9 protein-coding genes are annotated in these 14,001 nt (G+C 68.8%); all 9 read right to left on the reverse strand.

The genetic code is table 11. From position 1 onward, the window contains the following. Positions 1 to 86: 86 nt before the first annotated feature. The 9 genes from AC1PLR_RS09645 to AC1PLR_RS09685 all read right to left on the reverse strand — a co-directional run bounded on the left by AC1PLR_RS09645 (position 87) and on the right by AC1PLR_RS09685 (position 13,912). Complete coding sequence (locus AC1PLR_RS09645; protein WP_481103393.1) at positions 87 to 2,684, reverse strand: sensor domain-containing protein; 2,598 nt, start codon at positions 2,682 to 2,684, stop codon at positions 87 to 89. Between the two features lie 4 nt (positions 2,685 to 2,688). Further along, positions 2,689 to 3,762, reverse strand: coding sequence for a protein-glutamate methylesterase/protein-glutamine glutaminase (locus tag AC1PLR_RS09650; protein WP_041500147.1), 1,074 nt, complete (start codon positions 3,760 to 3,762; stop codon positions 2,689 to 2,691). Next, positions 3,759 to 4,361 (reverse strand): chemoreceptor glutamine deamidase CheD, encoded by a 603-nt coding sequence (cheD, locus tag AC1PLR_RS09655; RefSeq protein ID WP_010343316.1) that lies wholly within the window; start codon positions 4,359 to 4,361, stop codon positions 3,759 to 3,761. Before cheD ends, AC1PLR_RS09650 begins: the two co-directional genes overlap by 4 nt. Further along, complete coding sequence (locus AC1PLR_RS09660) at positions 4,358 to 5,224, reverse strand: CheR family methyltransferase (protein WP_017917563.1); 867 nt, start codon at positions 5,222 to 5,224, stop codon at positions 4,358 to 4,360. The genes cheD and AC1PLR_RS09660 overlap by 4 nt, the downstream gene beginning before the upstream one ends. 97 nt (positions 5,225 to 5,321) lie before the next feature. After that, positions 5,322 to 7,544, reverse strand: a complete 2,223-nt coding sequence (locus tag AC1PLR_RS09665; RefSeq protein WP_481103394.1) for a methyl-accepting chemotaxis protein — start codon at positions 7,542 to 7,544, stop codon at positions 5,322 to 5,324. A gap of 440 nt (positions 7,545 to 7,984) precedes the next feature. Beyond that, positions 7,985 to 10,210 (reverse strand): methyl-accepting chemotaxis protein, encoded by a 2,226-nt coding sequence (locus tag AC1PLR_RS09670; protein WP_481103395.1) that lies wholly within the window; start codon positions 10,208 to 10,210, stop codon positions 7,985 to 7,987. Between the two features lie 168 nt (positions 10,211 to 10,378). After that, positions 10,379 to 12,760, reverse strand: coding sequence for a methyl-accepting chemotaxis protein (locus tag AC1PLR_RS09675; RefSeq protein ID WP_481103396.1), 2,382 nt, complete (start codon positions 12,758 to 12,760; stop codon positions 10,379 to 10,381). A 100-nt stretch (positions 12,761 to 12,860) separates the two neighbouring features. After that, positions 12,861 to 13,241 carry a hypothetical protein gene (locus tag AC1PLR_RS09680; protein WP_244667628.1) on the reverse strand — a complete coding sequence of 127 codons (381 nt, stop codon included), beginning with the start codon at positions 13,239 to 13,241 and terminating at the stop codon, positions 12,861 to 12,863. A gap of 176 nt (positions 13,242 to 13,417) precedes the next feature. Continuing rightward, positions 13,418 to 13,912, reverse strand: coding sequence for a chemotaxis protein CheW (locus AC1PLR_RS09685; protein ID WP_010343304.1), 495 nt, complete (start codon positions 13,910 to 13,912; stop codon positions 13,418 to 13,420). Between the last annotated feature and the right edge of the window lie 89 nt (positions 13,913 to 14,001).

Here is a 14,001-nt window from a genome sequence, read left to right on the forward strand (position 1 = left end):
AACGAAGAAGCCCGGCATTGCCGGGCTTTTTTGTGGGTGTTGCCAGCGTTGCGATGCGCGACAGGTTGGCCGCGCTGAGGCTGCGCTCACGCCGGCGGCGCGGGCGCACGCCCCTGCAGCCAGTGTTCCAGCGCCGCGGCCGGCAGCGCCGGCGCGAACAGGAAGCCCTGCAGCACGCGGCAGCCGAGCCGCGCCAGGAACGCGCGTTGCGCTTCGGTTTCCACGCCTTCGGCAACGGTATGCAGGCCCAGGGTCTCGCCGATGCGCAGCACCGAGGTGGTCAGGGTCCGCGAGGTCTGGCAATGCTCCAGGTCGCTGACGAAGCTCATGTCCAGCTTCAGTTCGTTGACCGGCAACTGGTGCAGATGGCTGAGGCTGGAGTAGCCGGTACCGAAGTCGTCCAGCGACAGCAGCACGCCGCTGGCCTGCAACTGGCGCAGGTTGGCCAGCACCGCGTTGGGGTTGGAGAGCATGACGCTCTCGGTCATCTCCAGGGCCAGGTCGGCCGGTTGCAGGCCGGAGGCGGCGAGCAGGCCCTCCACCCGCGCCGGCAGCTGCGGATCGGCGAAATTGTTGGCCGACAGGTTCACCGCCACGCGCGGTACCGGGACGCCGCGCAGGCGCCAGTCGGCCATCTGCCGGCAGGCCTCGCGCAGCACCCAGTGGCCGAGTTCGTCGATCAGGCCGCATTCCTCGGCCATCGGCACGAACCGCGCCGGCGAGATCGCACCGAGGTTCGGATGCTCCCAGCGCAGCAGCGCTTCCACGCCGTACAGCGCATGCGGCGCCTGGCTGTCCAGTTGCGGCTGGTAGTGCAGTTGCAGCTTGTCGCGATGCAGGGCCTCGCGCAGCGCGGTCTCCATCGCCACGCGTTCCTGCGCCATGCGGTTCATGTCGGAACTGAAGTAGCGCACGCTGTGACCGCCCTCGTGCTTGGCCCGGAACATGGCCAGGTCGGCATGGCGCAGCAGGGTCTCGATGTCGGTGCCGTCCTCGGGGAACATCGCCACGCCGATGCTGGCGCTGGGGTGCAGGGTCATCTGGCCCACCACCACCGGTTCGGCCAGCGCCAGCAGCAGGCGCTCGGCGACGCCGGCGGCGTGCTCGGCGCTGCAGTGCGGCAACATCAGCACGAATTCGTCGCCGGCCTGGCGGCCGACCAGGTCGGTCACGCCCAGGGTGTCGCAGATGCGCCGGGCGATGTCGCGCAGCAGGCCGTCGCCGGCGGCATGGCCCTGGGTTTCGTTGACGCGCTTGAAGCGGTCGATGTCCACGAACAGGATCGCCACCGGCATGCCCTGGTGCTCGGCGGCGGCCAGCGCCTGCTCGGCACGGGCGCTGAACATCACCCGGTTGGGCAGGCCGGTGAGCGAATCGTAGAAGGCGAGTTGGTGGACGCGCGCCCTGGTCTGCTCGCGTTCCAGCGCCAGCGCGCACAGGTGCACGCACAGTTCGATCAGGCGCAGGTGCCAGGCCAGCGGCTCGCGCACCTGCCGGTAGCACAGCGCGAAGCCGCCGAGGACGCGGCCGCTGCTGGACTTGATCGGGGTGGCCACGCAGGTGCCCAACTGCACATGGTCCACCAGCCCCATGTAGTCGGCGAACAGCGGGTCGGTGCGCGGGTCGAGGACCAGCACCTGTTTGCCGCGCCAGATCGAGGTGGCGAGGGCGCCTGCACGCGGTCCCGCGCGCATGTTGCTCATGGTCTCGCCGAACCGCACCGGCATGCTCGGTGCCGCCAGCGGTTGCAGGCAGCCGCTGCCGTCGACGCTGACGACGGCGGCCATCAGTTCTGGCGCGATGCGCTCGACCTCCTTGCAGATCAGCGTGGCGACCTCGACCAGCGGCTGTTCGCGGACCAGCGCATCCAGCACGTTCTTGTGCAGCACCTCGTGCATCTTGCTCTGGGTGATGTCGGTGAACGAGAGGATGTAGTGCTGTTGGCTGCCGTCCTCGCCGGCGATGGGGGTGGCGACCAGGGTGGCCCACAGCGGGGTGCCGTCCTTGCGGTAGGCCAGGATGTCGGTCTGGTGGCCGAAACCGGCGCGCACGCGCTCGCGGGTGTGCTGCACGGTCTGCATGTCGGTACCCGGACCGGTCAGCACGCTGCTGGGCAGATGTCCCAGCACTTCGCTCTCGGCATAGCCGAACACCTGGCTGAAGCCGGCGTTGACGTAGAGGATGTTCAACTGCGGATCGCAGACGACGATGGCGGCGTCGCTGGTGTCCAGCGCCAGCGACAGCAGCCGCATCCTGGCATCGCGGGCGCGCTGGGCGCTGATGTCGCGGACGAACAGCACCTGCAGCTGGCTGTAGTTCTGCGGGGCCCGCGCTGCGCTCACCGCCAGCCAGCGTGCCGCGCCCTCATAGTCGTGCGTCAGCAGTTCGTAGCTGCCGCTGCCGCTGTCGTGCAGGCAATGCGCGAGGAAGTCGTCGCGCACCTCGGCATCGGCCAGCTCGCCCAGCGGACGCCCCAGCACCTGCGCGCGGGGGCGGTTCCACAGCGCTTCGGCGGTGTGGTTGAAGGCGACCACGCGCCCCTGCGGATCGACGATCAGCACGCCTTCGGGCGCGTATTGCAGGCACAGCAGCAGATCCAGCTCGGATCGGGCCGATGCGACCCGCGCCGCTTCCACGCTGGCGTCGTTGGGCGCGCTCGACGTGACGAGGCGGCGGCCCGGCATGGTCTCAGCGGGCCTGCACGGACAGCGCGATCAGGCGCTCGGCGATCTTGTCCAGCGGCAACACTTCCTGCGCCGCGCCCATGCGGAAGGCGGTGCCGGGCATGCCCCAGACCACGCTGGTGGCCTCGTCCTGGACCAGGGTGCTGGCGCCGGCCTGCAGCATTTCCAGCAGGCCGCGCGCGCCGTCGTCGCCCATGCCGGTCAGGATCGCGCCGATGGCGTTGGCGCCGGCATTGCGCGCCACCGACTGGAACAGCACATCCACCGCCGGCTTGTGCCGGTTGACCGGCGGGCCGTCGTCGATCTTGCAGCGCCAGCGCGCGCCGTCGCGGATCACCTGCAGGTGCTTGCCGCCCGGCGGCAGGTAGGCGTGGCCGGGCAGGATCGCTTCGCCCTCGGTGGCCTCGCGCACGGCCATCGCCGAGTGCCGGTTGAGGCGGTCGGCGAAGGCGGTGCTGAAGCCGGCCGGCAGGTGCTGGGTCATCACCACCGCCGGGGCGTCGGCCGGCATGCCTTCCAGGACCACGCGCAGCGCCTCGGTGCCGCCGGCGGACGCGCCGATGGCGATCAGCCGGTCGGTGGTGCGGAACTTCAGCGAGGACACCGCGGCGGGCGTGGCGGTGGCGCCGGCCGGTTTCGGCGCGGCCGGCCGGTCCAGCGCGCGGACCTTGGCCTTGGCCGCGTTCTTGACCTTGGTGACGATCTCTTCGGCGTAGCCCTCCAGCCCGCGGGCGACGTCGAGCTTGGGCTTGGAGACGAAGTCGACCGCGCCCAGCGACAGCGCCTGCAGCGTGGTGTCGGCGCCGCGCTCGGTGAGCGAGGAGATCATCACCACCGGCGTGGGCCGCAGCCGCATCAGGTTTTCCAGGAAGGCCAGGCCGTCCATGCGCGGCATTTCCACGTCCAGGGTGATCACGTCCGGGTTCAGGCGCTTGATCTTCTCGCGCGCCAGCAGCGGGTCGGCGGCCGAGCCGACCACTTCGATGCCGGGGGCGCCGGACAGGATCTCGGTGAGGATCTGCCGCACGACCGCGGAGTCGTCGACGATCAAGACGCGGCAAGGGGCTTCCAGGCTCATTCGAACAACTCCACGGCGCCGGTGACGGGGGCTTTGGTGAGACGGGCACGCACCGCCGACTCGGCCGCGGCGATTTCGGCCTCCTCGTGCGCGTGCGGCAGGCGCTGCACGACCACGCGGCCGGTGCCGGGGAAGAACCAGATCTTGCGCGGATGGATGCCGCGCAGGTCCTCGGCCACCACCGGGATCTGCTCGGCCTTGAGATAGTTCAGCACGAAGTCGGCATTGCGCGTGCCGACCGGGTTGTTGGTGAATCCCTTGAGCACGTTGCCGCCGCCGAACACCTTGGCTTCCAGGCGGTTGCGCGCGGCGCCGCGCTTGAGCAGGTCGTTGATCAGCACTTCCATCGCATAGCTGCCGTAGCGCGCCGGCGCGCCGTCGCCGCTCTGGCCGTCGGGCAGCATGAAGTGGTTCATGCCGCCGATCTTCAGCAGCGGGTCGCGGATGCAGGCGGCCACGCACGACCCCAGGATCGTGGTCAGCGCGGTGTCGTCGTCCACCACCAGGTACTGGGTCGGCAGCAGCTTGGCCGCCGTCGTCTGGAAGCGCGTATCGTGATAGCGCATCACCTGGTCTACGGCCATGGCGGCGGGGCTCATGCGCGATCCTTTTGCGCCCGGCGGTACAGCGTGCGGCCGCAGGGCTGGATCAGGTCGGCCGCGTGCAGATAGTTTTCCGAATGGCCGGTGTAGAGCATGCCGTCGTCGTCCAGGTGCGGAATCAGCCGCGACAGGATGCCGCGCTGGGTCGGCTTGTCGAAGTAGATCATCACGTTGCGGCAGAACAGCGCCAGGTACGGGCCGGCCACGTCGTAGCGCGGCTCCAGCAGGTTGAGCTGGCGGAACTCCAGCAGGTCGCGCAACGCCGGCAGCACCCGGCACTGGCCTTCGTTGGCGCCGCTGCCGCGCTGGAAATACTTGCGCTTGAGGGCGGGGTCGAGGCTGGCGACGCGCTCCAGCGCGTACACGCCGCGCGAGGCGGTGGCCAGCACCTGGGTGTCCACGTCGGTGGCCAGGATCCGCACCGGCGGGGTCAGCGTGCCGAACGCCTCGCAGGCGGTGATCGCCAGCGAGTAGGGCTCCTCGCCGGTGGACGAGGCGCAGGACCAGATCTTCAGCGGTGCGGCGCCGGAATGCTTCTGCAGCTCCTCGCGCAGCCGCTCGAAATGGTGCGGCTCGCGGAAGAACGAGGTCAGGTTGGTGGTCAACGCGTTGGTGAACGCCTCCCATTCGTCGCCGCCGTCGCGCTCCAGCCAGTCCAGGTAGTCGCGGAACGAGCGCAGGCCCAGCACGCGCAGGCGCCGCGACAGCCGGCCGTAGACCATGTCGCGCTTGGCCGGGGCCAGGGCGATGCCGGCCTTCTGGTAGATGAGGTCGCAGACCCGCTTGAAATCGCGGTCGCTGAAGTCGAAGTCGCGATTGTCGGAACCGGAGGAGGGCGAAGCGGGAGTCTGGATGGCCATGGTGCGCAGCGATGGTCGGTCAATCGGGTTATCGGCCGGGCGCGGCCGAAATTGACAGCCGGCGGTCAGGGGCGGCCGCCGGCGGTGGCTTGCCTGCTCAGAACTCCTGCCACTGCGCCTCGCTGGCCGCGACCGCCGCGATCGCCGGCCGCGGCCGCGCCGCCGCCCGGGTTCCGGTGCGGGCGGGGACGGGGGCGGTCGGCGCATTGGCGGCGACGCCGTGGTAGGTGTCCAGCTTGAAGGCGGCGATGGCCGCGCCCAACTGGCCGGCCTGGTCCTCCATCGAGCGCGCCGCGGCGGTGGCTTCCTCGACCAGGGCGGCGTTCTGCTGGGTGCTCTCGTCCATCTGCACCACGGTCTGGTTGACCTGCTCGATGCCGGCCGACTGCTCCTGCGAGGCGGCGGCGATCTCGCTCATGATGTCGGTGACGCGCTGCACCGAGGTCACGATCTCCTGCATGGTGCGGCCGGCCTGGTCGACCAGGGCCGAGCCTTCGGCGACGCGGCCGACCGACTCGTCGATCAGCGTCTTGATCTCCTTGGCGGCGTTGGCCGAGCGCTGCGCGAGGGTGCGCACCTCGGTGGCGACCACGGCGAAGCCGCGGCCCTGTTCGCCGGCACGGGCGGCTTCCACCGCCGCGTTGAGCGCCAGGATGTTGGTCTGGAAGGCGATGCCGTCGATGACGCCGATGATGTCGGCGATCTTCTTCGACGAGGCCTCGATCCCGTTCATGGTGGTGACGACCTGGCCGACCACGTCGCCGCCCTGCGAGGCGACGGCGGCCGCGCCGGCGGCGAGCTGGTTGGCCTGGCGCGCGTACTCGGCGTTCTGCTTGACGGTGGAGGTCAGTTCCTCCATCGAGGCGGCGGTGCGCTCCAGGCTGGCAGCCTGCTGCTCGGTACGGCGCGACAGGTCGCCGTTGCCGCTGGCGATCTCGGTGGAGGCGACATTGATGTTGGCGGCGGCGGCCTGGATGCGGCCGACGATGGCCGCCAACTGCGCGGCGGTGGCGTTGGCGTCGTCGCGCATGCGTCCGAACACGCCGTGGTACTCGCCATGCATGCGCGCGGTGAGGTCGCCGGCGGCGATCGCCTGCAGCAGCGTCGACAGCTCGCCCAGGTTGCGGTCGCTGACGTCCATCATCGCGTTGAGATCCTGCACCATCGTGCGGAAGCCGTACTGGAACCGCTCGGGGTCGCCGCGCGTGCCGAACGCACCGGCCGCCGCCGCCTCCGCCAGCTGCTTGATCTGCTCGCTCATCGCGGTCAGGTTCTGCTTGGCCATGTCCATGGTCTCGGTGAGCACGGCCTTTTCGCCGGGCAGGCGGTCCATGTCCTCGGACAGGTCGCCGATCGCGTAGCGCTTGATGATGTCCAGCAGGCGCATCTTCACCGCGATGTGCGAGGCCACCAGGTCGTTGGTGCCCTTGACCATCTGCCCGTATTCGCCCGGGAACGCGTTCTCGTCCATGCGGTAGCTGATGGTGCCGTACGCGTGCTGGCGTGCCATCTCTTCCTGCGCGCGGATCACCGTGTGGATGCGCGAGCGCATGATCAGCATGTCGTCCATCAGCTCGCCGATCTCGTCCTTGCCGTGCGGGTAGGTGGCGCCCTCCAGTTCACCGCGCGCCACCGCCTGCGACAGGCGCTTGGCCGCGTGCAGCTGGCGCGCCATGCCGCGTGCGATCAGCCAGGCGGTGACGCCGGCGAACAGCACGGCCAGCCCCAGCAGCGTCAGGATCAGCGTCTTGGTGTTGGACAACTGGCTGTCGGCGCGCTCCATTTCCCGATTCAGTTCGGCGACGTTGTACTCGGTCAGCGCCACGATGCGTTCGAACAGGGTCCGGCGCAGCGCCCGCGACCGGGTGTCGGAGATCGTTTGCGCGCCGGCCACGTCGCCGGCGCGCAGCGCGGCGCCCATCTCGGTGTTGGCCTGCAGGTAGGCCTTCAGGGTTTCCTGCACGCCGGCGTACATCTGCACCTGCTTGGCATCGCGCATCATCGTCGCGATGACCTGCTGGTTCTTCGCCACCTCGGTGCGCACCTTCTGCATGCGCTTGAAGTAGTCGGCCTGGGCCTTGGGGTCGTCCGCGCGCGCCAATTGCGCCAGTTCGTAGGTGCGGAATTCGCCGAGCTGGGCGCGTACCTCGGCCATGGCCTGGGTCGCCGGTACCCAGTCGTGCTGGATGCGCCTGAACTCGGCGATCGAGAGATTGGTGCGCGAGTAGGTGAGGGCCCCCAGCACCAAGGTCAGCAGCGTGGTCACGGCGAAGGCGACGATCAGCTTGTCGCGGATTTTCAGGTGCGCGAGGACGTTCATGGGCATTCCATGTGCAGCAGCGGATTGAAAAGGACGGGGCAACCGGTGGGTCAGCCGGCGAGGACGTGGCGAGGCGAGGGCGGCGACAGGGGGCAGGCGCGGCGGAGGCCATCCCGGAGCGTGCGCAGGCGGCTCCAGGATCTCCGGTGAGACCGCGTAGCGGAGAGCGGGTGGGCGGCACCGGCGGGCAAACGCCGGCCGGTGCCGGGACTGCGCGTGCATGCGGCGACGCGGCCTCGCCACGGGAGGCTGGACGATGGTGGACGGCGAAGGCTAGGCATCACGTGCTCCCTGAACGGTCGCGGTCGTGACCCGGCGGTGTCGTGCGCGGATCACGGAGCGTGATCCTGTTATCGACTCGTGCGGCGATTGCTTGAACCGCGCCAGGGGGCGAATCCTCGCGCGTCGCGTGATTGTTCCTATCGCAGCGGTATCGGTGCTCAATCGGCCCCGACGGTCGGGCCGGCCGTGCGGACCAGCCGCAGCGGCGCCTGCCGCGCGGCGGTGCGTGCCGTTACCGGGGGCGCGGTGCCTGCGCCGCCGTCCGCACCGGCCGGCGCCGCGTCCAGCCGGAACACCGCCGCTGCCTCGCCGAGTCGGCGGCCTTGCTCTTCCAGCGCCCGTGCCGAGGCGCCGGCTTCCTCGACCACGGCGACGTTCTGCTGGATCGCCTGGTCCATCTGCGCCACGGTGCTGCTGACCTGCTCGATGCCCATCGACTGCTCCCGCGAGGCCGCGGCGATCTCGCCGATGATGTCGGTCACGCGCTGCACCGAGGTGACGATCTCGCTCATGGTGCGGCCGGCCTGGTCGACCAGGGCCGAGCCCTCGCTGACGCGACCGACCGAGTCGTCGATCAGCGTCTTGATTTCCTTGGCGGCGTTGGCCGAGCGCTGCGCCAGCGTCCGCACTTCGGTGGCGACCACGGCGAAGCCGCGGCCCTGTTCGCCCGCGCGTGCCGCTTCCACCGCGGCGTTGAGCGCCAGGATGTTGGTCTGGAACGCGATGCCGTCGATGACGCTGATGATGTCGGCGATCTTCTTCGACGAGGCCTCGATGCCGCTCATGGTCTCGACCACCCGGCCGACCACGTCGCCGCCCTGCGAGGCCACCGAGGCGGCGCCCACCGCCAACTGATTGGCCTGCCGTGCGTGCTCGGCGTTCTGCTTGACCGTGGAGGTCAGCTCCTCCATCGACGCGGCGGTCTCCTCGAGGTTGGCGGCCTGCTGTTCGGTGCGGCGCGACAGGTCCTCGTTGCCGCTGGCCAGTTCGGTGGTGGCGCCGTGGATGCTGCGCGCCGCGGCCTGGATGCGGCCGACGATGTCGGCAAGCTGGTCGGCGGTGGTATTGGCATCCTCGCGCATCCGCGCGAACACCCCGTGGAATTCGCCGTGCATGCGCGCGCTCAGGTTGCCGGCGGCGATGGCCTGCAGCAGCGTGGACAGCTTGCCCAGGTTACGGTCGCTGACCTCCATCATCGCGTTGAGGTCCTGCACCATCAGCCGGAAGTCGTGCTGGAAGCGCGCCGCGTCGCCGCGCACGCTGAAGTCGCCGGCCGCGGCGGCGGCGGCCAGACGCTTGATCTCGGTGTTGATCGCCAGCAGGCTGGCCTTGGCCGCGTCCATCGACTCGTGCAGCACCGCGCGGCTGCCGGGCAGGCGGCGGGCGTCGCGGCGCAGGTCGCCATTGGCGTACTCGTTGAGGATCTCGATCGCTTCGACGATGGCGTCCAGGTGCTCGAACATCATGCGGTTGATGCTCGCGGCCAGGTCGCCGTACACGCCGGGGAAGTCCTCCGGCATGCGATGGGTCACGTCCTCGTCGGCGTGCAGCACCGCCATGCGCGCGGTCTCGCTGGAGAAGCGTTGCAGCATCCGGATCATCTCGCCGGTGGCGCGCAGCATTTCGCCGGTTTCGTCGCGGCCGGGATTGTCGATGCGCACACTCAAATCGCCACGCGACACCGCGCGGATCGCTTCCAGGCTGCGCGCCACCGGGCGCAGCACCGAGCTGCCGATCAGCCAGTTGATGCCGAAGGTGAGCAACACCAGGATGCCGCCGGCCAGGGTCATGACGCCGGTGAAGATCAGTGCCTGCCCCTGCACGTCGTCCATGTAGACGCCGGTGCCGATCACCCAGTGCCAGGGCGCGAACGGCGCGTTGTAGGAGACCTTCTCCACCGGCTTGTCGTTGCCGGGCTTGGGCCACAGGTAGTCGACGTAGCCGCCGCCGGCCTCGGCCACCTTCACGAACTCACGGAATACCGGCTTGCCGTCGGCGCTGAGCACCTGGCCGATGTCCTTGCCGACCAGGTCCTTGCGGGTGGGGTGCATCAGCATTGTCGGGTGCATGTCGTGCACGTAGAAATAATCCACGCCGTCGCGGGCACGCATCGACTCCAGCGTGCGCAGGGCGGTGCGTTGCGCTTCCTCCAGCGGCATGCTGCCCTTGTCCACTTCCGCGGCATAGGCGCGCACCACGCCCAGCGCCAGTTCGATCTGGCCCTTCAGCGCCTGCTCGCGGGTATTGCGGATGTCCAGGTACTGCATCCGCGCGGCGATCACCGCCAGCAGGACGATGCCGGCACCCAGCAACACGGTCTGCCACAGGAACTTGCGGCGCAGCGGCAGATCCGAGAGACGGGTGAGCAGTGAGCGAGACGACATGGACGCGGTCCTTGAAGGTGTTCACTAGGCTTTAACGGCCGCGATCGCGATGAAGTTGAGTGCGCGGCGCGCCGCCTTGTAGACAATTCACGCCTTGGCGCGGCGGCAAAAAAAAATCCCCGGCGCGAAGGCCGGGGATGGGAAATGCTGCGACAGGCTGGGCCGGACTCAGAATTCCTGCCAGTCCGAATCGGCCAGCGCCGGTTCGGCCTTGCGGGCGCGCACGGCGGGCTTGGCGGGAGCGACGGCCGCCGGCTTCTTCGCCACCGGTGCCGGCTTCGGCGTGGCCACTGCGTGCGGGGCATACGTCGCCACGGCCTGTGCCGACTGCTCGACACGGAAGATCGACACGGCTTCGGTCAGCTGGCCGGCCTGTTCTTCCATCGAGCGGGCGGCGGCGGTGGCTTCTTCGACCAGGGCGGCGTTCTGCTGGGTGGTCTCGTCCATCTGGGTGACGGTCTGGTTGACCTGCTCGATGCCGGCGGACTGCTCCTGCGAGGCGGCGGCGATCTCGCCCATGATGTCGGTGACGCGCTGCACCGAGGCGACGATCTCGGTCATGGTCTGGCCGGCCTGGCGCACCAGGCTCGAGCCATTGGCCACCTGGCCGACCGACGCGTCGATCAGGCCCTTGATCTCCTTGGCGGCGTTGGCCGAGCGCTGGGCGAGGGTACGCACTTCGCTGGCGACCACGGCGAAGCCACGGCCCTGTTCGCCGGCACGGGCCGCTTCCACCGCGGCGTTGAGCGCCAGGATGTTGGTCTGGAACGCGATGCCGTCGATGACCGAGATGATGTCGCCGATCTTCTTCGAGGACGCCTCGATCCCGCTCATGGTCTCGACCACTCGGCCGACCACGTCGCCGCCCTGCGAGGCCACCGAGGCCGCACCCGCGGCCAGCTGGTTGGCCTGGCGCGCGTGCTCGGCGTTCTGCTTGACGGTGGAGGTCAGTTCCTCCATCGAGGCGGCGGTCTCTTCGAGGTTGGCGGCCTGCTGCTCGGTGCGGCGCGACAGGTCGTCGTTGCCGGCGGCGATCTCGCCGGCCGCGGCATTGATCGCGTTCGCCGCCTGCTGGATGCGGCCGACGATGGCCGCCAGCTGTTCGGCGGTGGCATTGGCGTCGTCGCGCATGGTCGCGAACACGCCCTGGAAGTCGCCGTGCATGCGCGCGGTGAGGTCGCCCTGCGACAGCGAGGTCAGCAGCTTGGACACTTCGCCGATGCTGTCGCCGTTGGCCTGCAGCAGGCCGTTGAGCTGCTGCGCCAGTTGCAGGAAGAAGCCGTGCTTGCCGTCGAGGCCGACGCGCCCGCTCAGGTCGCCGGCGGCGGCCTCGCGCACGATCTTGGCCACTTCCTGTTCGACCTGCGCTTCCAGGGTGCGGTCGCGCGATTCGCAGACGAAACCGATGTGGGTGCCGTGCTGGTCGCGGATGGCGGTGATGGTCTGGGCGATGCGCGCGTCGACGTAGGCCATCTCGCGTTCCATCACACCCTTCTTTTCCAGCTCCGCCAGGGTCTTGGGATCGTGCTGGTTGCCGTACTCCAGCACGGTGACCGGCGAGCCGACCAGCGGCAGGCTCGAATCGAAGGCCGGCGCCACCGAGTGGATCTGCTCGGCGTACTTGTCGGTCAGGCCCTGCATCGAGGGGTTGGCGTAGACGATGTTGTAGTCCAGGTCGACGATGAACATGCCGGTCGAGGAATTGTCCAGCGCGGTGCGGATGCGCAGGTTCTCGGCAGCCACCGCGGCATCGCGCTCGATGCGCCCGCGCAGGTCCTGCTGCATGCGCTTGAGCGCCTGCATCAGTTCGCCGAATTCGTCCTTGCCGTTGGCGTCGATATGCCCGTCGAGCTTGCCGCCGGCCACATCGCTGGCCACCTTGACCGCATCGCGCACGCTGTTGGCCAGCATCCGGCCGAACAGGACGGCCAGGCCGACCGCCGCGCCGAGGCCGATCAGCAGGCAGATCAACAGGGTCGCGGAGGCCTTGCTGTAGGTGCCGCTGGCGGCATCGGCCGCGGCCTTGGCCTGGCGGTCGTTCTCGGCGATCAGGGCGACGACGTCGTCCACCACCTTGTTGTGCAGGGTGCGGGTCTCGCCGGTAAAGGTGTCGATGGCGTCGTCGTGCAGGTCGAGCTGCAGCATCTCGTCGACGGACTGGTAGGAGGCGCTGGCCTTCTTCCAGTCAGCGACCAGGCGCTCGTAGATGGTCTTTTCCTGCGGGCTGCCGATCTTGGGCGGATACTGGGCCAGGATCTGGTCCATCTGCTTCTTCAGCGCGACCTTGCGCGCGGCCGATTCCTTCTTCAGCGCATCGCTGCTGCGGATCAGGCTCTGGTAGGCCGCGTTGCGGTACTCGCCGAGGATGCCGCGCATTTCGCCGCCGGTGCGCACGCTCGGCACGACCTGCGCCGACACGTTGCTGGCCACGCCATTGAGCGAGTGCAGACCGCGATAGGCGGCCACGCCCTGGATGAGCATCAACGCCAGCACGACGCCGAACGCCAGCATCAGTTTGGGCATCACCTTGAGATCTTTAATCCACTGCATGAGCGCGTTTCCCGTAATTCGGAGGGGGCGACAAGGGCAAGAACGGCAAACGCCGCCGCGCCGGACCGCATGCACGGGTCCAGCACGGCGGCGCCGGGGCTTACTTGATGGTGGCCAGCTTCAGGCTGGACGGCGCGCTGACCTGGATTTCGGCGCGCGAGCTGTCCCGCTCGATCTTGCCGATCACGCACACGTCCTTGCCTTCCAGGGTTTCCGGCGGGAAGCCGAACTTGCTGCGGTCGGCGCCGGCGATGCGGGCGGAGAAGGTGTGGCGCGGGAACATGCCGCCCATGTACAGGAAGGTCGGCTCGCCCTCGGAATTCTGCGCGTACTTGGCTTTCTCGACCTTGCCGCAGACCATGCCGTCCTTGCCGACGAAACGGGTGGCCATCTCCGGCGGGATCATCTGCTGGGACTGGGCGAAGGTGCTGGGGCTGGCGGCGAGCAGCAGGACCAGCAGCATGGGAAAGCTCGGTTTCATGGAACGACTCCTAGAGGGCGGGGGGATGAAGTGAGGGCCGTGTGATGCCGGCCACTCTTCAGCTATCGGCCTGAAACCGGTTAACTTGATTCTCACAAGTGATAAACAGTTCGCATTTCAAATAAAAAACCCGCCGGGCGGCGGGTTTCGTCTACAGCCCTGCGGCGCAGGCCGCGTCAGGCGGCTTCGTCGACGTGGGCGTGCTGCTGGCCGAACTCGGCGCTGTCGAGGAGGGTCTCGATATCCAGCAGAATCAACATCTTGTCGTCCTGGGTGCCGATGCCGGAGATGAAGCGGGTGTCGACCGCGGCGCCGAATTCGGGGGTCGGACGGATCTGCTCCTGGTTCAGCGGGATCACGTCGGAGACGCTGTCGACCACGATGCCGACCACGCGGTTCTCCACGTTGAGCACGATCATCACGGTGAAGGCGTCGTAACGGGCTTCCTTCAGGCGCAGCTTCAGGCGCAGGTCGATCACCGGCACGATGGTGCCGCGCAGGTTGATCACGCCCTTGATGTACTCGGGGGCGTCCGGAACCCGGGTGACCGAATCGTAGCCGCGGATTTCCTGCACCTTGAGGATATCCACGCCGTAGTGTTCTTCGCCGAGGGTGAAGCTGAGGAATTCGCCGCCAGTGGCGTCGGAGGTGGAGCTGGTCTTGTCGTTCATCGTGTGCTCCTGGTGCGCACGGGATTGCGGGTGGTGGCGTAAGGGGAAAGCGCGACTCTGATGCTAGATCGGCGCGGTGGCGGCGAACT

The organism is Xanthomonas sp. NCPPB 3570 (assembly GCF_056725115.1).